At 70.0% G+C, this 18,446-nt stretch carries 11 protein-coding genes and 1 tRNA gene; 7 read left to right on the top strand and 5 right to left on the bottom strand.

The genetic code is table 11. From position 1 onward, the window contains the following. The first annotated feature begins 97 nt into the window (after positions 1-97). From tmk to ACIBPC_RS10245, 6 genes are all read left to right on the top strand, one after another. Entirely contained in the window at positions 98-3,043 is a 2,946-nt protein-coding gene (tmk, locus tag ACIBPC_RS10220; RefSeq protein WP_398842622.1) for a dTMP kinase, read from the top strand. A 964-nt stretch (positions 3,044-4,007) separates the two neighbouring features. Further along, positions 4,008-5,210 (top strand): DNA polymerase III subunit delta', encoded by a 1,203-nt coding sequence (locus ACIBPC_RS10225; protein ID WP_398842624.1) that lies wholly within the window; start codon positions 4,008-4,010, stop codon positions 5,208-5,210. Positions 5,211-5,301: 91 nt separating this feature from the next. Then, positions 5,302-6,903, top strand: a complete 1,602-nt coding sequence (locus ACIBPC_RS10230; RefSeq protein ID WP_362964965.1) for an alpha/beta hydrolase — start codon at positions 5,302-5,304, stop codon at positions 6,901-6,903. A gap of 18 nt (positions 6,904-6,921) precedes the next feature. Continuing rightward, complete coding sequence (locus tag ACIBPC_RS10235) at positions 6,922-7,128, top strand: zf-HC2 domain-containing protein (RefSeq protein ID WP_362964963.1); 207 nt, start codon at positions 6,922-6,924, stop codon at positions 7,126-7,128. Positions 7,129-7,168: 40 nt separating this feature from the next. Then, positions 7,169-7,242 (top strand) — tRNA-Thr (locus tag ACIBPC_RS10240). 944 nt (positions 7,243-8,186) lie between these two features. Then, on the top strand, positions 8,187-9,479 hold the full coding sequence (locus ACIBPC_RS10245) for a DNA cytosine methyltransferase (protein ID WP_398842628.1): 1,293 nt from the start codon (positions 8,187-8,189) through the stop codon (positions 9,477-9,479). 233 nt (positions 9,480-9,712) lie between these two features. Here ACIBPC_RS10245 and ACIBPC_RS10250 read toward each other — a convergent pair whose 3' ends face one another. The 4 genes from ACIBPC_RS10250 to ACIBPC_RS10265 all read right to left on the bottom strand — a co-directional run bounded on the left by ACIBPC_RS10250 (position 9,713) and on the right by ACIBPC_RS10265 (position 14,856). Then, positions 9,713-10,666 (bottom strand): NaeI family type II restriction endonuclease, encoded by a 954-nt coding sequence (locus tag ACIBPC_RS10250; RefSeq protein ID WP_398842630.1) that lies wholly within the window; start codon positions 10,664-10,666, stop codon positions 9,713-9,715. A gap of 242 nt (positions 10,667-10,908) precedes the next feature. Continuing rightward, a complete protein-coding gene (locus ACIBPC_RS10255) occupies positions 10,909-12,633 on the bottom strand; it encodes a DEAD/DEAH box helicase (protein ID WP_398843038.1) in 1,725 nt (574 codons plus the stop codon). An 88-nt stretch (positions 12,634-12,721) separates the two neighbouring features. After that, positions 12,722-14,152, bottom strand: coding sequence for a transcriptional regulator (locus ACIBPC_RS10260; protein WP_398842633.1), 1,431 nt, complete (start codon positions 14,150-14,152; stop codon positions 12,722-12,724). A gap of 59 nt (positions 14,153-14,211) precedes the next feature. Further along, a complete protein-coding gene (locus ACIBPC_RS10265) occupies positions 14,212-14,856 on the bottom strand; it encodes a hypothetical protein (RefSeq protein ID WP_398842636.1) in 645 nt (214 codons plus the stop codon). Between the two features lie 1,213 nt (positions 14,857-16,069). On the opposite strand from ACIBPC_RS10265, the gene ACIBPC_RS10270 reads away from it, so the two are divergent. After that, on the top strand, positions 16,070-16,288 hold the full coding sequence (locus ACIBPC_RS10270) for a hypothetical protein (RefSeq protein WP_398842639.1): 219 nt from the start codon (positions 16,070-16,072) through the stop codon (positions 16,286-16,288). A 514-nt stretch (positions 16,289-16,802) separates the two neighbouring features. Here ACIBPC_RS10270 and ACIBPC_RS10275 read toward each other — a convergent pair. Continuing rightward, positions 16,803-18,218, bottom strand: a complete 1,416-nt coding sequence (locus tag ACIBPC_RS10275) for a PLP-dependent aminotransferase family protein (RefSeq protein ID WP_398842642.1) — start codon at positions 18,216-18,218, stop codon at positions 16,803-16,805. Positions 18,219-18,446: the final 228 nt, after the last annotated feature.

Genomic DNA, 18,446 nt, shown 5'->3' on the forward strand with positions numbered 1-18,446 from the left:
GCCGCGCTGCCGCCCGGGCCGTCGGTCCGACCGGCGCGTCCGGGCGCATGTTCGGGCGGGTGGGACCGTTGTCCGTGCCGAACGTTACGCTGGCCGAATGACGCGAGCAGAGCAACCAGAGGTTGACCCCACCTGGCGCGCCACGGACGAGGCACTCGCCGCGGATTCCCGTGAACGCGCGCGCCGGACGCTCCTGCAGGTCCCGGCGCTGCGGCGGCTGTGGGAGGCGCAGTTCACCGGCGGTATCGGCGACGCCCTGTCGGTGCTGGTGCTCCTCCTGCTCACCGTGCAGGCGGCGTTGTACCTGCCGGAGGATGGCGGAGATCCGCTGTTCGGCGGCGAGTACCGGGGCGTCGCCCTCGCCGTGACCCTGACGCTGGCCGTCCGCCTGGCGGCCACGCTGCTGTCCGGCGTCCTGCTCCTCGGCCCGCTGGCCAGACTCCTCGCGCCCGCCGGGCCGCTCGACCGCCGCTGGACCATGATCGGCGCGGACGGCGTACGGGCCGCGCTGCTGATCGTGGCCCCCCTGTGGATCGACTGGACCCCCACCAGCGCGTACGTCTACCTGCTGGTCACCGTCTTCCTGACCGGCGTGGCCGAACGGGTGTGGACCGCCGCGCGCGACAGCGTCGCCCCGGCGCTCCTGCCGCCCCCGCCGCCCGAGGGCGCCGCCGTCCGCCCGCTGCCCGACCATCACGAGGCGCTGCGCCGCCTGTGGTTGCGCGGCGGCTTCCTGGCGCTGCCGTTCGCGGCGCTGGCCCTCGTCGGCGCCGCGCTGGTCAGCAACCTGCTGGCGACCGGACTCGACTGGTTCGGCACGCACCAGGCCGCGCTGGCCTCGTACGTCGCCGCCGGGTTCTTCGCCGCGGGGATCTCCGTCCTCTACGGCCTGCGGCTGCCGGGCACGGCGCCGCGCGGTCCCGTCTCCCCCCTCGAAGGCCTGCGCCGCCCCGCCGCCGGGACCGCCCCGGACAAGGGCCGTACGGGCGCGATCGGCGTCCTGGTGCTCGGCTGCGCCGCCGTCGCCGGGGCGGTCGCCGCGGCCGTCGGCGTCGGTGTCCTGCGCGTCGCCGACCTGGGCGGCGGGCCGGTCGCGTTCGGCCTGCTGGTCCTCGGGCTCACCGGGGGCGTCGCCGCCGGGGTGCGGCTCGCGCCGCTGACGCTGCCGACGCTGTCGCGGCGGCGGCTGTTCGCCCTCGCGCTGGCCCTGACCGGCCTCGGCGTCTTCGGCGTCGGCCTGATCTCCGACCCGGCCACCATCCTGTTCACCGCCGCCGCGACCGGCCTCGCCGCCGGTGTCGCCGCGAACACGGGCCATGTCCTGCTCGACCAGGAGACCGAGGACTTCCGCAGGCCCCGGCTCACGCAGCACCTGCACGCCGTCGTCCGTGTGGTCGTCGCGCTGTGCGCCGTCCTCGCGCCGCTGGCCGCCGCGCTGATCGGCCCGCACCGGGTCGAGCGCGGCCGCTTCACGCTGGAGCACGGCGGCGCCGCGTTCACGCTGATGATCGTCGGCGTGCTGCTGCTGCCCGTCGCCGCCGTCGTGCTCGGCCGCGCCGACGACCGGCGCGGCCGGTCGCTGCGCCGCGACCTGGCCGAGGCCGTCCGCACGCCCGCCGGGGGCGCCGACCCGGTCGGCGCGCCCGCGCCCACCGGCTTCTTCATCGCCGTCGAGGGCGGCGACGGCGCGGGCAAGTCCACCCAGACCGAGGCGCTGGCCGACTGGATCCGCGCCAAGGGCCACGAGGTCGTCGTCACCCGCGAGCCGGGCGCCACGCCGATCGGGCAGCGGCTGCGGACGATCCTGCTCGACGTCTCGTCCGGCGGCCTGTCGCACCGGGCCGAGGCCCTGCTGTACGCCGCCGACCGCGCGGAGCACGTCGACTCCGTCATCCGCCCCGCCCTGGAGCGCGGCGCCGTCGTCATCAGCGACCGCTACGTCGACTCGTCCGTCGCCTACCAGGGCGCGGGCCGCGACCTGTCGCCGACCGAGGTCGCCCGCATCTCCCGCTGGGCGACCGGCGGTCTGGTGCCGCACCTGACGGTGCTGCTGGACGTGTCGCCCGAGACGGCGCGCGAGCGGTTCACCGAGGCGCCGGACCGCCTTGAGTCGGAGTCGGCCGAGTTCCACCAGCGGGTGCGCGCCGGGTTCCTGGCGCTGGCGGCGTCCGACCCGGCCCGTTACCTCGTCGTGGACGCCGGGCAGGACCCCGAGTCCGTCACGACCGCCGCGCGGCACCGTCTCGACCAGGTGCTGCCGCTGTCCGAGGCGGAGGTCAGGGCGCGCGAGGAGGCACGCCGCCGCGCCGAGGAGGAGGCGCGCCGCCGTGCCGAGGAGGAGCGGCAGCGTGCGGAGGAGGAGGCGCGCAGGGAGCGCGAGCGCCAGGAGGAACTGGCCCGCCTGCGCGCCGCCGAGGAGGAGCGGCTCCGCCGCGAGGCGGAGGAACGCCGGCTGGCCGAGGAGGCGCGCCTCGCCGAGGAGGCCAGGCTCCGTGCCGAGGAGGCGCGTCGGCGGGCCGAGGAAGAGCGCCGCCGCGCCGAGGCGGAGGAGCGGCTGCGCCGCGAGGAGGAGGAACGGCGCCGCCGCGAGGCCGAGGAGGAGGCCCGGCTGCGCGCGCAGGCCGAGGAGCGGCGCCGCGAGAAGCAGCGGAAGGCGGAGGAGGCGCTGCTGCGCGCCGAGCAGGCCCGCCTGGCGGCGGCGGACGACGCGGAGACGCAGCAGATCCCGCGTTCGGCAGACGAGACGCAGCAGATCCCGCGCTCGACCGCCGAGACCCAGCAGATCCCGCGTCCTGTCGAGCCGGGTGGCCAGGACAGCGACGAGACGGCGGTCATCCCGCGTGCGGACGGCGCGGGTGACACCAGGCCGCTGCCGCGCGTGGACGAGGACGGTGCGGCGGGGGCGCGCCGCCGCCCGCAGTGGGCGGAGGAGACACCGCTGGACGACGTGCCGACGCTGGCCGACGAACTCCTCGGCCCCCGTGGGAGTTACGACGACGAGCCGGACGACGAGGACGGCAAGGGCGGTCGCGGGCGGCGCTGAGCCACCGCGACGGCGAGGCCAGGCGGCCGGGACGGGGACACCCCCGCCCCGGCCGCCGCCGTTCCGGCACGGGCCACTCCGACCGGCGCGACGACGCGACGGCCTCGGACTTGCCGCAGGTCCTCCTCCAGCCCGGTGCCCGTCATCCCAGGACCGGCACGGCGCCGGTTCCTCGCGCCGGCCAAACCGCGGGCGGACGAACCACTGACCGAGGAGAAACCCGCGATGCCCGCTTCCGGCGTCACCGGCCCACGGCAACGGTCGTCACGCACCGGGCCGTTGAGCGACCGCCGTCCGAGCGGCGGGCGGGTCGCAGGTCAGGGCAGGGTCGAGCGCGGTCGCGGCGTGAACCGCGAGCGCCGGGAGCGCGAGACCGCGCGCCCGGCGACAGGACTCGGTGCCTCCTGCCGCTCCGACCTCGCGGGGTGCGTTCTGTTCCGCTGCCGGATCGCGGCCAGTCGCCGGGGCGGCGGGCCCGTCGGCGCCGCTGCGGTGGCCTGGGCGGCGGACGCCTTGGCCATCGGGGCTCGGGCCGGTGACGGAGGCCGTTCCGGCGACTGTGCCCGTCCTCCGGTCCGCCGTGACGCGCGCGGTCAGCGCCGCGGCGCGGGGCGGCACCTCGTCCGGCGTGGCGGAGCGGATCCGTGTCCGGACGCCCACGACGGTTCTGTCCGGACGCCGGACGCGTGGCTCCGGGCGGTTTTCCTCCCGTCCGGGCGCGGTCCCCTCAACTGTGTCCTCCAGGACGACGACCGTCACCGGCCGTTCGCCGCTCACACCCCGCCGAACGGGGCGCCGGCTCCTCGCCGGGGACGGCCCGCCGGGCGCGTACCCCTTCGAACGCGAAGGCGGAAAGCGGCGGACCACCGGGCCACGTCCCCGGGCCGGACGGGCGTTGTCAGTCCGGTGCCGCAGAATGGGCTCCGACGGACGGCATCCGCCGCCCGCCGGGACGGAGTGAACGATGACGGTCTGGGACGACCTGGTCGGCCAGGACCGGGTGACGGCACAGCTGGGCGCCGCCGCCCGGGATGCCGACGCCTATGTCACCGCGGCCGGGCGCGGCGAGGAGCCGGAGCTGTCCGGTTCGGCGATGACGCACGCGTGGCTGTTCACCGGCCCGCCCGGGTCGGGCCGCGCCGAGGCGGCGCGGGCGTTCGCCGCCGCGCTCCAGTGCGTCAGTCCGGACCGCGCCCTCGGCGGGCAGCCGGGCTGCGGTTTCTGCGACGGCTGCCACACGGCGCTCATCGGGACGCACGCCGATGTCGAGGTCATCCGCACCGACCTGCTCACCATCGGCGTCAAGGAGACGCGCGACCTCGTCCGCCGCGCCCAGCTGTCCCCGGCGGGCGGCCGGTGGCAGGTCATCGTCCTCGAAGACGCGGACCGCCTCACCGAAGGTGCGGGCAACGTGCTGCTGAAGGCCGTCGAGGAGCCCGCGCCCCGCACGGTCTGGCTGCTGTGCGCGCCCTCCATCGAGGATGTGCTGCCGACCATCCGCTCGCGCTGCCGCCAGCTGTCGCTGCGCACCCCGCCCGTCGCCGCTGTCGCCGACGCGCTCATACGGCGCGACGGCATCGAGCCGGACGTGGCCCGCGCCGCCGCCCAGGCCACCCAGGGGCACCTGGCGCGCGCCCGGCGGCTCGCCACGGACGAGCGGGCGCGTACGCGGCGGCTCGCCGTGCTGCGGCTCCCCGAGCGCCTCACCGACGTCGGCGGCTGCCTGCGCGCGGCGCAGGAACTCGTGGACACCGCTGCCGAGGACGCCAAGCAGCTCGCCGAGGAACTGGACGAGAAGGAGACCGAGGAGCTGCGCGCCGCCCTCGGCGCCACCGACGGCAAGCGCATGCCCCGGGGCACGGCGGGCGTCATGAAGGACCTGGAGGAGCGGCAGAAGCGCCGCGCCACCCGCGCCCAGCGCGACGCCCTCGACCTCGCCCTCACGGACCTCTCGGCGTTCTACCGGGACGTGCTGGCCCGCCAGTTGGGCTCGACGGCCGGGCTCGCGGGCGGGGAGAGCGCCGCGGCCGTCGAGCGGGTCGCGGCCGCCGGCGGGCCCGCGCGGACCCTGCGCCGCATGGAGGCGATCCTGGACTGCCGCCGCGCGCTGGACCGCAACGTCGCGCCGCTCCTCGCCGTGGAGGCGATGACCATGGCGCTGCGCTGAGACGCGCCCCGCGCGGCGGGCGGTATGTGCCGGGCAGGGCGTACGGGCTACGCTCCACGTCGAGGCACACACGCAGCTATACGGGGGAAACATGCGCAAAACCCGTCAGGCCCTGACCGCGCTGGCCGCCGCCACGGCGCTCCTCGCGGCGGGCTGTTCGTCGGACGACCGCCCGGACGAGCGCGCCCCGGAGCGCACCCCGGCGGGCGGCGGCGAGTCGACGGACGGGGCGGCGGCGGACGCGCCACCCCTGGAACCGCTGCCCGAGGCGATCCCCGACGACCTCAGGCCGTACTACGACCAGGAGCTGTCCTGGAGCCCCTGCGGCGGTTCCGGCTTCGAGTGCGCCACGGTGACCGTCCCGCTCGACTACGACGCCGCCGGCGCGGGGCAGGACATCGAGCTGCGCGTGACCCGGCTGGAGACGTCCGAGCAGGACGGGCGGATCGGCACGCTGCTGATGAACCCGGGCGGCCCCGGCGCGTCCGCCGTCGACTTCGTGCAGAGCTGGGGGGACGCCGCGTTCCCGTCCGAGACGCTGGACCGCTACGACCTCGCCGCCATCGACCCGCGCGGCACGGGCGGCAGCGAGCCCGTCGAGTGCCTGACCGGCGAGGCGATGGACGACTACACCCTGGTCGACCGCACGCCCGACTCGGACGAGGAGGGGGACGCGCTGGTCGCGGCCATGGAGGAGTTCACCGCGGCGTGCGCCGAGAACTCGGGCGACCTCCTGGAGCACATCTCCACCATCGAGACCGCCCGCGACATGGACATCGTGCGCGCCGCGTTCGGCGACGAGCAGCTGCACTACCTCGGCTTCTCGTACGGCACCAAGCTCGGCGCCGTCTACGCCGGCCTTTTCCCGCAGCGCGCGGGGCACCTTGTGCTCGACGCCGCGGTGGACCCGCGCCTGCCCACCCTCGACACCGACCGGGAGCAGGCGGGCGGTTTCGAGACGGCGTTCCGCTCGTTCGCCGAGGACTGCCTGACGTACGACGACTGCCCGCTCGGCGACAGCGGCGTGGACGGGGCGTCCGAGGCCATGCTCGACTTCTTCGCCCAGGTGGACGCCGAGCCGCTGCCGAGCGGCGACCCGGAGCGCCCGCTCACCGAGTCGCTCGCCACGACCGGCGTCTCCAGCGCGCTCTACGCCGTCTTCATGTGGGGCGACCTGCGCAACTCCCTCGCCCAGGCCATCGAGGACGGCGACGGCTCCGGCCTCCTCGCCCTCGCCGACAGCTACAACGAGCGCGGCCCGGACGGCTCGTACGACACCAGCTCGTACGCCTTCCCCGCCATCAGCTGCCTCGACAGCCCGGCGGGCAACGAGACGCAGGACGACGTCCGCGCCTCCCTCACCTCCTACGAGGAGGCGTCCCCGACCTTCGGCCGCGACTTCGCGTGGGCCACGCTGGTGTGCGGCGCCTGGCCGGTGGAGCCGTCGGGGCACCCGGTCAGCATCGCGGCCTCCGGGGCCGCCGACATCCTGGTCGTCGGCACCCTGCGCGACCCCGCCACCCCGTACGAATGGGCCGAGGGCCTGGCCGAGCAGCTGGAGTCCGCGACGCTCCTGACGTACGACGGCGACGGCCACGGCGCGTACGGCGGCAACAGCACCTGCGTGGACGACGCGGTCAACGCGTACCTGGTGGAAGGAACCGTTCCGGAGGAGGGCACGACCTGTTCCTGACCCTGGAATGATGGGTTCATGCCGTGCATCCGCTACCGCACCGCCATATCGGTGCGCACCGAGGGTGACCTCTCTCCCCGCGAAGTCACCGACCAGGAGCTGGACACGCACCTGGCCACCTGCGAGGACTGCCGCCGCTGGTCGAAGCGCGTCCGCACCCTGCGCGAGGCGACGGACGACCTGCTCCGCCGCCGCCGTTCAGGTGCACCCCCCGAACCTGTGTAGACTAACCAGCGCTGCACCCCCACGCGGGCGACCAGCGCCCGCCGCCTTAGCTCAGTCGGCCAGAGCGACGCACTCGTAATGCGTAGGTCAAGGGTTCGATTCCCTTAGGCGGCTCCGAGAAGCCCCAGGCTACACAGTCGGTGACCTGGGGCTTTCTGCTGCTCCGGGAATGCCGGACCGCGCGGCCGGGGTGCCGTGAGATCGCTTGCGTGAGCGGAGGGGGCTACCGGACTCGGCTTCTGCGACTGGCCACCGTCGGGTCGTAACTCGTCCTGCCTGTGCTGGTATCGAGATGGGTATCCAGAGGGGGCCGCCGGAATGTCGTTGTCGCCGGAACGTCGGGCGAGCTAGTTCGTCCACTGGCCGGCTCCCGCGCGACGCCTCGGCCACCGCCCGACGGCTCATAGGGTGAACTGCTCGGCACTTACCTGAACTGGACCAAGGCGGGCCGCGATACCTGGCTCTCGTTTTGAGGAGGAGAGGTGTGAGATTCGCATCCTCGTTCCGCGCCTCTTTCGCACAGTTCGCCCCGCACGTCGCCAGGAATCTCCGCCGAAAGCGTGGGCGTAGGGGGTTGTGCTCCGGCGGTTCGGAGGGCTGGTCGGTCGCCACTGGTGGGGGCTAGGACGCCGTCAACGATGCCTCAAGGCCCCGAGAACCGCGCCCCGTCGGCTCGCTGTCGGCCGCTGGCAGGGGAGGCGGGATGCGCCCGCTGTGCGGTTGCGTGACGCTACGCTCGATGCGCTGTCGCGCTGCGACGGCCCACGCTCGTCAGGAGCCAACCGGCCAGCGCAAGCCGAAGTGGCCGCAGAATGACACGCGCACCGCACCTGGCCGTGCAGTGCTTGTGGACAACCTCAAGGGCTGGTCCGAGCGAACTAACATGGGCCACCTTGCTGACCGCGTTCGCGGTGAGCTGGGCTGCCCCTGCGCTGACCCGGTGGACTCGTCCATATCCTGCTGGGATGTTCGCAGGGATGGACTCGATAGCATGTTCGAGTTCGGCCTGCCACGAGCACTGCCGAGCGCGGCGGGTGGTGCGCACGTATGGAGGATGAATGGGCAAGCTGCAGGTTGCCGAGATCTGCGCGGGGGCCGGCGGGCAGGCTCTGGGGTTGGAGCGCGCTGGGTTCAAGCACGTGATCGCTGTTGAGCTCGACCCGAACGCTGTAGCCACCCTGAAGAGGAACATGCCGACCTGCGATGTCCGTCAAGGCGATGTGGCTGACCCCGAGGTCTGGAACCCGGAGGATTTCCGTGGCGAGCGGACCCTGGACCTGATCGCAGGCGGCGTTCCGTGCCCTCCCTTTACCATCGCGGGCAAGCAGCTCGGCGCAACCGACGAGCGCGACCTGTTCGCTTGGGCGGTGCGGCTGGCAGTACGGGTGAAGCCGAAAGCTCTTCTGCTGGAGAATGTCCGAGGGCTCAGCTCCAACCGCTTTGCCGCCTACCGTCAGAACGTCCTGGACACGTTGCAAGACGCCGGTTACGTGGCGCAGTGGGAACTTTTCCATGCTGCGGACTTCGGGGTGCCCCAATTGCGTCCAAGGTTTGTCCTCGTCGCCGTTCAACGTGAATATGCTCGCTATTTCACTTGGCCCGAACCCTCGCCGGACAAGCGCACCACAGTCGGTGAGACCCTTTATGACCTGATGGCCGCTAGAGGGTGGAAGGGTGCGGAAGCGTGGGCTGAGGGCGCGGATGACATCGCCCCGACTATCGTCGGCGGCTCCAAGAAGCATGGAGGGGCTGACCTGGGGCCTACCCGCGCCAAGGCGGCCTGGGCGAAACTCGGGGTCGATGCGCACGGTGTGGCGAACGAGGCGCCCGATGAGCACTGGGTGCCTGACGCGGGGAAACCGGGACCAAAACTCACGGTTGAGATGGTTGCCCGCATTCAGGGGTGGAAACCGGAAGATGAGTGGATTTTTGAGGGAAAGAAGACCAGTCGGTACCGCCAAGTCGGTAATGCTTTCCCGCCTCCTGTGGCGGAGGCGATCGGAGGCGCTATCGCCCGCGCGCTGAAGAGGGAGGGCGCGCCGGTGGATCTAGTTGAGGACACGGAAACAATCCATGATCCCGTGTATAAGCTGCTCCGAGCTGAAGCTGAAAAGCAAAGATTCATCGGTATCACCCAAATCATTGGGCGTTTGGAGAAGTCGGGGAAGCGCCTTACCGAGCCCGAAGTCGAGCGGCACATCGCCCACTTGGAAAGGGACTTCGAGATCCGCAGACAGAAGCGATCCGGCGGGACCTATGCCTACAGCCTCGGTGAGTTCAAGGCCTTCGTCGGCCAAGAGGACCACCAGAGGCACGAATTGTTCTCGCTGAACCAGGCGAAGATCAGCTGAATCGATGGCAGAGACGAGAATTGAGTGGCGGCTGACCTGCATCGCATCTCGGCAACGGCTTGACGCCCCCGCCGCGTAGCCCGCTCCCTGGACGAGGGAGTGAAGGAGCGGCCCCAACGCTGCGGCACGGTTTGGTTGGCCCAGCATCCTGTGCCGGTTCGCGGCGGAGAAGGCCCGCGAACCCTCGGGCGGGCCTCTTGGCTCACGGGCGGGCTACTGCGCTTCCCGCACGCTCATACCTCAGGCAGTTTTGGTACCGCTGCTTCGGCGTCTCCGGCCTCGGCCAGGACCCAGCCCCGCCCGTCCAGCTCTACGGTCGGCTTCCCCTCATGCTCCGGTCCTGCGGGGACTAGGCGGGCACTCACCGATTCGCCAGGCCCCGGCACCGGCAGCCCGAGGACTTCGGCGATGCGCCCGTGACGGGAGTAGTGCCCCAGGACCACTATCCCGTGAGGCTGGAGCCTGGAGCGCGATCCGCCGTTGTAGCGGACGCGCTTCATGTAGTCCTCCTGCATAGCTACCGTAGCGACGACGTTGCGGCTGATCCGGCGCCCTTGGGCCCGGAGGAAGAGTTCGTCCACACGGCGCTGGCCGCTCGTCTGCGAGAAGATGGCCTCGATGTCTGCCCCGGAGAGACGCAGCAGCATGTTTTCCTGGAGGGGTGCGTCGCGGAACAGCCATCGGATCGAACTGCGGCCGACCGCGTTAAGGGTCTTTTTGGCGTCCCGGTTGCCGCCGTTGTTGAGCCGTTCCGGTAGTGCCCGTACGAGGCCCGCCGACCACTGGGACTGCTCATCGCTGGCCCAGACAACGAGAAGTATGTGCCCATGGGCTTCGGGCGGAATCATCCACCCGCCGAGCATCTGGGAGTACTTGCAGTCGACGTCTGCCCCGGCGATGGAGTAGTCCATGCTGGTGCCGTCCTCAAAACCAAACTCTCGCTGGGCATTGATTTCGATGAGTGTTCCCAGATGAGCCTTCTCAGTCTTGAAGAGCTGGTCCCAGCGGAAACGGCCAGTGTGCTGGCCGTCGAGCAGCATGTCCATGCTGCGGCGGATCGCCCTGGCGAACCGGGTACCGTCCGGATCCATACGGAGAATGGTCTCGGCCACCGCTTCCAAAGCAGGGTCGTCACCTTCGCTGACCGGCCACAGGGGTGCCTGGCCGCTTATCGTTTCGCCGTCCACGACGGGACTCTATCCGGAGAGGGTGTGCTGGGTAAGCCAGCGGTGGGAGGCAGTCGGCAGGCTGCTAGGAGCGGGGAAGCCGTACTCCCTCTCGGTCTCCTGGTCGGGGTCGGATTCGACGCAGGGAGGCGACTTCTTGCTTCCGACGAAGAAGGCGGGCAGGACGCAGATGCGCCACCCAACGGCTTCCTGAAGGCACGCACTGACAGGCGGTGATGGTGGACGCGGCTCGTACACGGCCGCTATGGCCGCCGCCCGCTGAGATGCTCAAGAAGAGCCTGCACGTCAGCTGAGTTCATCCCTGCCGCCATCGGCGCCTCGTCCTCCGGGTCGGCGAGCTGCCGCACCTCGGGATCGTCGAGGATGCTGCCCATGAACTCCAACTTCTCGGCAAGGCGCAGGGAGACGACGTCGTCGACGCTGCCTGCCGCAGTAAGGACGGTGATGCGCGTCTCCGTCTCTTGCGCGAGGCCAAGGCGGTGGATGCGGTCCAGGCTCTGGAGGAACCGGCCCGCTTGGAAGTCGCGGTCGACGTACACGGCGTCGTGGCAGACCTGGTGGAGACTTATCCCCTCGCCGAGGGTCGCCGGGTTGGAGATCAGGACGCCGCATTCCGGGTCCCCCCGGAATCGGCGCAGTTCCTCCTCACGGTCAAGAGTCCCTCCGTGCACCGCTGCTGGCTGGAATGGCGCGAGCAGCGTCTGCAGTGACGTGATGCTTCGGACGAAGCTCGTCCACACCAGTGTCTTCCGGCCGACTGCCGCATTGGCAGAGACGATGGACAGCGTCTCTTGGTACTTCGGCGGCAGTTCGTAGTCGGGGAGCCTGCGCAGAAGGGCCGCCAGCGAGTCCCCTTCCGGTACTTCCAAGGGCGGGACGCGAAAGTGCAGCGGTTCAAACCGGGTGGAACCACCGACGAGGAGTGCGGGGCTGGTTGCGGCCATCAGCAGGCGCAGGACCGCTTTGCCGAGCGCTTCGAAGTCACTCCGGTCGGCTGCTGCGCGAGGAGAGGACTTGCCCACCAGGGCGTCGTAGATCTCGCGGTGCAAGGGGGGCATGGTAAGCGAGTGGACACGCAGATTGACTGGAGGAAGTCCCAGCTCTGCCTTGGTCGTCCGTGTGTAGAGGGGACGCAGCACTTGGCTGGCATGAGCCAGGTCTCCGCCGTCCACTGCCTGAGTGACTACGCGGCGCCCGTGGCCGGGCCAGACGAACGAAAGCAGGTTCTCCAAGTCTTTCGCCCCGTTGGGAGCCGGCGTGCCGCTGAGAATCAGGCGTACTCGGCTGAGCGGCCCCAGCGCCATGCAGGCCGCGCCGTAAACCCCCGCTCCTCCGAGTTTCATGCGGTGGGCTTCGTCCAGGATGAGCATGGCCGGGGCAGCCTTCAGCCACTGCGACAGGCTGGCTAGGGCACGGTCCAACCGCTCGTAGTTGACCAGGAGGATATCTGCAGCGGGGGGCGCGGACTTGCCGAGCACCTCAACGTTCAGGGGCGTGGAGAAGCACTCCCGCGACTCCGACTGCCAAGCCTCGTAAGCCGATTTCGGGCTGACCACCAGGATGCGGTCTACCTGGCGCTGCTGGCGCAAGGCCGAAAAGACCGCCAGAGAGACGCGGGTCTTGCCGGCGCCGGGCACACTGAAGTTGGCGCCATGGCCGACCGAGAGCAGTCGGGCGATATCCCGACGCTGGAACGGAGTGAGAGGCCCCTTCCACGCATCGCCGAGCAGAGCTGGGATGTCTTCCGGAGCGGTGCTCTCCTCACCCGGCGTTCCCTTCAGCAGCCGGTCCGCTGTCTCCGCGGCGTCGAGCATCTCACCGACGAGAACGCGGAAGTCCTCCTCCCAGACCACGCTTTTGGGCTGCGGCCACTCAGCTAGAGAGCTGATGCTTGCTACAAAGCTGTCTATGGGCACAGCGGCAGACAGGCGGTCGGTCATTCGGCCATCGGGGAAGTTGGCGATCATCTGCCCCAAAGCACCACGGCACTCTGGAACAGTCCGCAAAGCCGCTTGGGTGCGTGTGGTGTCGAAGCCGATCACCAGACTGGCCTGGTCAACCACTCAAGTGCGCCTTCCCCGTGGCATTCAGGAGCCACGCCAGGCCGTCGCCGGGCTCGCCGACTGTCTTCTGCGCGACGACCGCGAGCCTCTCCAGCTTCTTTCTGAGCTCGACGACGGCATCGTCGAAAGCTTCCTCGTCAAGGCTTCGCTGGGCCCGGGAAAGGACGAGGTCTGTGACGCACTGCTCGATGCTGCGGTTCGCATCGGCGAGGCGGGCGGGTGCGGCCTGCTTCCGCTTGGCGATACGGGCGTCGCGGCCGGCGTCGGTGATTGCTTCGTCCATCGCGCGGCGCAGGCGGTTGAACTGTTCTTGCGCGGCGGCGATCGCCTCCGCCGACGCCGCACTGCTCGGCTGCGTGACCGCCCGGGCGTGGAGCGCAGCGTCCGTCAGGGCTCTGGCCGCGGCGACAGCCGGGCTCGGACCTTGCACGGATCGGCCCAGGCCTGGGATCGAAACCGCTCCTTCGGCCCGTTCGGGCTCAGCCGACATGCTCTCCGGGAGCGCCTTCGACAGGTACACATCACGGAACTCTTCATCGATGAAGCGCACGTCCGTTTTGGCGAAGCCCAGGAGCATGGCGGCCAAGCGGTTCTCCACCAGAAGGTCCGCTTGCTCGGGGTTGGCGCTGTACTTCTTCTCGTAGGCTCGCTGCAGCTCGCGAAACTTCTCTGCCTGCTCTTCGAATGCGACCAGCGACAGCCGCACTCCGAGAGTCTCACTACGCCTGACCAGCTGGCGAATGATGGAGAGCACCCACTGGTCCTGGCGGACGCGGGCCATGGTGGTACGGAACGTGGTGGCGATCGCGGCGAGCGGGGTGCCTTGGTCCACCAGCTCCTCCACGGCGAGCAGCCGGTTGATGTACGAGTAGTCCCGCCGATGCTCCTTGCGCAGCTGCAGCGAGAGCTCGATGGCGGTGATGTCCCGCCAGTCGCAGGACGGCGGCAGCACAGCCACACGCATGGGATGGGTCGGCCCGTGGAGTTCGAGAAGCGCGGCGCGCCGTGTGTTGCCGTTGACGAGAACGCCCTCATGGGTGATAAGACCGGGATCCGTCTGCCCGAACTCCTTGAGACTTGCGGACAGCTCGTTGAACTCAGGGTCTGTCCTCGCAGGGTCGTGGGGGACGACTTGCAGCAGACGCCCCAGATACGTCTGGCTGTCCGCATCCCAGGGATGCGCGTGAAGAGCCTCGGACCGCTTGGGGTCATGGCCGGCCTGCGCTCGGATCCGATGGGTCGCGGGGTTGTAGTACAGGTCTCCAACCTGCATCTCGATTACTTCGAGGTGCTCAAGTTTGCCCCGCCACTCGACGGTGAACGCCTCGCGGGTGCCACCGCCGACCGTGATTTCGGCAAGCCGAGCGCGAACGATAGCCCGGTTCTCCTCAGCCCTGGGCGGCAGCCCGTAATCCTTCGCCATGTCCGCTGTCCTCGCTCTTCTGCTCTTCTTCTCTGGACCTCCCGCGCCCCTGCCGGAGATCAGCCGAGGCCGAGCTCCTTGCGCAGATGGGCGCGCGACTCCTCAGGCAGGGACCGGTAGTCGCTCCAAAGCTGCTCCAGTCGACTGAACTGGCGCGCGTCGGCTTCCACCCAGCCGGACAGTACCTCGCGTTCGATGGAGCTGAGTGCGGCGGCTTCCTGAAGGACCCAGCCGAGGTCCGCAACCAGCTCTCTCCCGCCGATGCGGCATCGCTTGCACTCGGTGACCAGCTCGGTGGTCTTGGACCCGTCGGGTTTCAGTACCTCTCGCCGCGCGATGTCCAGCTGCGCTGCTTCGTGGGTGTCGGCATAACTCTCGCCAGGAACGATTCCGCAGGAACGGCACATGTAACCGTCCTGCTGGAGCACCTCGCGCCGGCGCCCCGCGCCGATGGCTGTCGTACCGGACTTCCGGGTGGCACGGCCCGGCTCCCAGACCGGGTCGCCGCGCTTCACGAATCGCTGCTCGTGCGGGTCGAGGGCTGCGTCCTCCCGATTGGTGTCGATACGCCACCCGAAGTCGCGGAGGTCCCGCATGCGCCGGTCGACCTGGGACACCCCGGGGAAGGCTTCGCGCAGTGCCTCCTTCGTGAAGGGTTGCCCCTCGCCGACCTCTGAGACCAGCCAGAGGGCGACCCGTTTCATCGTTCCGAGGCTGTCATCGCGCCACGACGGCGTCACAGTGCCTCCGCTCCATCGAGTTTTCCGGTGAGCCCTGAAGATGGTATCTCAAGGCCGTGATTCCCAGACCATTGATAGCACAGACGGCATCGCGCGTTCCAGTAGTTCCTGGTTAATACCTTCTCGGGGGAGCGTAAAGATCGATTTGCCCCTTAAGGGTGGATTTATGGGTAAAATTTGGATGCTTCATAAATACGTTTGTGTAAAAACGTCGGACGGCCCTCCGGTGCCGCGGTGAGGGGATAGGCTTCCGATGATCACGCAACCCTGCTGGTGTCCGGCGAGCGAGAGGCTTCTTCATGCCGTCACTCGGATCGATCAAACGCTCCTGTGTGGCTGGGGTCACACGGGAGGTGAAGGCTTTCGCGTTCGCTTTCCAGGAAGTGCTGCCCCGGGTTCTCCCCGGGGCGACTATGGCCGAGAGAGCGCAGGCCCTCGGCGTCTCTCCGTCTTTGCTCTCGCACTGGATGCACGGGAGGAGGCTGCCTCGGCTGGAAGTCATGCCCGCCCTGAGGCGCCTGACGCGGTCCACGCAGGTCGACGCTACTGGCCGCCTGGGTGAGGATCTTGCCCGCGCGGAGCGGCTCCTGCAGGAGGCGCGGGGCACCTCCTGCAGGAGCCGCGTGGGGGTGGGCGGTTGTGGTGGCGAGCGCATGGAAGGGGACCGGCGCAACAGCGTCGACGATGCGGTCGGCGGGGGGGACCGGCGCAACAGCGTGCTTGCCGATGAGGTGGAATCCCACTCTCTGGTTTACCTGGCCGCGCTTCCCCCGGCGGCGCGGACCAATTCCCTGCGGAGTCTTGGGGCGAGTCTGTGTGAGGAGGAGATCGGCCTTCTAGTGGCGGCGCTGAGGCGCAGTCGGATGAATGACGAGGTGGAGGTCGTTCTGCGGTCGGCGGAATCCGCAGGACTGGATACCGTCAAGGTCGCCCTAGTCGTCCTTGAGTGCTCCTGGGGTTAGCGGAGCCGAAGTCTGTTGCATTTCCGGAGAGCCAGAAAGGGTACTCTGTGGGGGTCGAATTACCGAACCGCCGTGATCGGGTATTCGGCGCTGCCTGCCGTGCGCCACCGCACGGGCGGAGCAGGGAAGGCCGGACAGAAGGCCGCAAACCGCGTCCAGCCTCCCCTGCGGGAAACACCCCGCTGCGAATCGAAGACAACAAGGAGTCTCCAGTCATGAATTGTACGGCCTGCCTGGCCGAAGGCGGCAGGAAGATCAAGGCTGCCTGCCTGCGCAAACGCCCTCCTGCCGCAAGGGGTGCCGAGCGGTGCAAGATCCGGAGGCGTCTCCGGGTCTTGCGCTGGACGCTTGTGGTTCAAGCCCTGAAGGGCGCCGCCTATGCCGGCGGCCTCGGCCTCGTCCAAGCCATCGTGACGCGTTTCCTCTTCCGCTGAGCTGGTCAGCTCTGCAGGTCTTCCGCCGACCGCGCAGGGCTGGCAGGGTGCGCGTCACATGAGCGCTGAGTGGGCGGCATCCAATGAGGCATTGATGGATGCCGCCCACCGACGGCCTGTGGAAACACTTCGCGGAAACATGTGCCGACAACTTCTGGCGCGCTTGATCTGGGGCTCTACGTAGTCGATGACTCGCCCAACCAGTCTTTGTCGCCCATGTGCGTCACGCCTGCACCCGTTCGTCGGCCAGTGCGCGGATGACGTCCTGCAGGCGTGCGCCGTGCCGGTGCCGACGGAAATTGCGGTAGGCAGTCTCCGAGTTCCCTGACGGCTTCTGTGACCTGTCCCCGCTACGCCCCGCGGGCACCTACTCCTCTGTGGCCGGCCCGTCCTGCGCGGTCGTGGTCCCGCCTTCTCGGTCCGAAGGTCACCGACTTCTCCCGGCGGAGCCTTAGGGCGTCTGCCACTGGGCGGCTCCAACCGACGTGTACGCACCAGTCGTCTGTCACCGGCGTTACTCCTTAGGGCGGGAGATTGTTTCTGTGTAGGCGGTGGTGAGGGTGGTCAGGGCTCGGGTCAGGGTTTGTGGGGGTGTTGTCGCGTAGCTGATCACCAGTGCCGGGGGGCGTTTGGGTGTTGTGGTCAGGGTGTAGAACTGACCGCCTCGGACCAGGATGTGGTGGCGGCGTGCTGTGCGGACCAGGGTGGTCTCGTCGGTGTCCGGGGGGAGTTCCAGGTAGCCCTGGAGGCCGCTGTTCCTGCCCAGGAGGCGGCTGCCGGGGAGGTGGGTGGCGGCGTGTTGGCGCAGGACCTGGCGGCGGCGGTGGAATTCGGCGCGCAGTGCGCGTTGGTGCCGGTCGAAGCCGCCGGTGTCCACGAAGCGGGTGAAGGCGAGCTGTTCGAGGCCCGAGCAGCCTATGTCCCAGCCGGCGCGGACCCCTTCGACCGACGCCATCAGTTCGGAGGGGGCGGCCAGCCAGCCGAGGCGGAGGGCGGGCGCGAGTGCCTTGCTCGCGCTCCCGGCGTACACCACCCGGTCGGGCGCCAGACTCTGTAACGACGGGAGCCGGTCGGCGCGGTGGAGGAACGAGCTGTCGAAGTCGTCCTCGATGACATAGCCGTCCACCGCGCGCGCCCACGCGACGAGGCGTTCGCGCCGGTCGGGCGCGAGGCGTACGCCGGTGGGGAACTGGTTGCCAGGCGTGACGAGTACGGCCCGCACGCCGCTGTCCTCCAGCAGGTCCACGCGCAGGCCGTCCTCGTCCACCGGGATGCCGACCGGCCGCAGGCCCGCGCTGGTGATGAACTCGCGCTCGCCCGGGTGTCCCGGGTCCTCCACGCCGAGCGCGGTGTGGCCGCGGTCGAGCAGGACCGCGCAGATCAGGGCGAGGCCCTGCGCGAACCCGGCCGTCATCATGAGGTCTTCGGGGCGCACGCGCACGCCGCGCACGCGCCCGAGGTAGCCGGTCAGCACGCGCCGGGTCAGCGGCACGCCCGCCGGGGGCGAGTAGCCGAGCTCTTGGCGGCCCGCCCCGTTGACCACGGCGGTGACGCAGCGGATCCACTCCTGGCGGGGGAAGTCGACGACGTTGGACGTGCCGGTGCGCAGGTCGCACACCGCCTCGGGCAGCGGCTCGGGGTCGTCGGTGACGAGGGTGGAGGAGGTGTCGTGCGAGGCGGCGCGGGCCGAGACGGTGGTGCCGGAGCCGGCCCGCGTCTCCAGGTAGCCTTCGGCGGACAGCTGCTCGTACGCCTCGACCACCACGCTGCGGGAGACGCCGAGGTCGGCGGCGAGCTGGCGGGTGGACGGCAGGCGGGTGCCGGGCCACAGGGTCGTGTCCTCGATCAGGGCGCGGAGCCCGTTGCGCACCTGGACGGTGAGCGGCAGGCGCGCGCCGCGGTCGACGGTGAGCACCAGGTGCCACGGCAAGTGGTCTTCTCCATGAGCAGCGAAGTGGTATGGCCCGTACAGTGTCACATTTGATGAAATCACCTCGCGCGCAGTTACGCCGCTGGTACATCGCGTCAGTGGCCGGGGGTTGGACGGGGGAGCCGGGACGGAGTGGTCCCGGTGTGTGTGCTTTCTACGCGCGTCGCGGGTGTGGCGGCGGCGTCCCCGAAGCCCTGACGGTCCTGGCGGATCAGAAAGGCATTCGTC

The organism is Streptomyces sp. NPDC049879, assembly GCF_044461265.1.
In the GTDB taxonomy this organism is placed as follows: Bacteria; Actinomycetota; Actinomycetes; order Streptomycetales; family Streptomycetaceae; genus Streptomyces.

Excerpts from the sequence above, each read along its gene's own strand:
- tmk (WP_398842622.1), top strand. The coding sequence starts at position 98 with ATGACGCGAGCAGAGCAACCAGAGGTTGACCCCACCTGGCGCGCCACG.
- ACIBPC_RS10225 (WP_398842624.1), top strand. The coding sequence starts at position 4,008 with ATGACGGTCTGGGACGACCTGGTCGGCCAGGACCGGGTGACGGCACAG.
- ACIBPC_RS10230 (WP_362964965.1), top strand. The coding sequence starts at position 5,302 with ATGCGCAAAACCCGTCAGGCCCTGACCGCGCTGGCCGCCGCCACGGCG.
- ACIBPC_RS10235 (WP_362964963.1), top strand. The coding sequence starts at position 6,922 with ATGCCGTGCATCCGCTACCGCACCGCCATATCGGTGCGCACCGAGGGT.
- ACIBPC_RS10245 (WP_398842628.1), top strand. The coding sequence starts at position 8,187 with ATGGGCAAGCTGCAGGTTGCCGAGATCTGCGCGGGGGCCGGCGGGCAG.
- ACIBPC_RS10255 (WP_398843038.1), bottom strand. The coding sequence starts at position 12,633 with ATGATCGCCAACTTCCCCGATGGCCGAATGACCGACCGCCTGTCTGCC.
- ACIBPC_RS10260 (WP_398842633.1), bottom strand. The coding sequence starts at position 14,152 with ATGGCGAAGGATTACGGGCTGCCGCCCAGGGCTGAGGAGAACCGGGCT.
- ACIBPC_RS10265 (WP_398842636.1), bottom strand. The coding sequence starts at position 14,856 with ATGAAACGGGTCGCCCTCTGGCTGGTCTCAGAGGTCGGCGAGGGGCAA.
- ACIBPC_RS10270 (WP_398842639.1), top strand. The coding sequence starts at position 16,070 with ATGAATTGTACGGCCTGCCTGGCCGAAGGCGGCAGGAAGATCAAGGCT.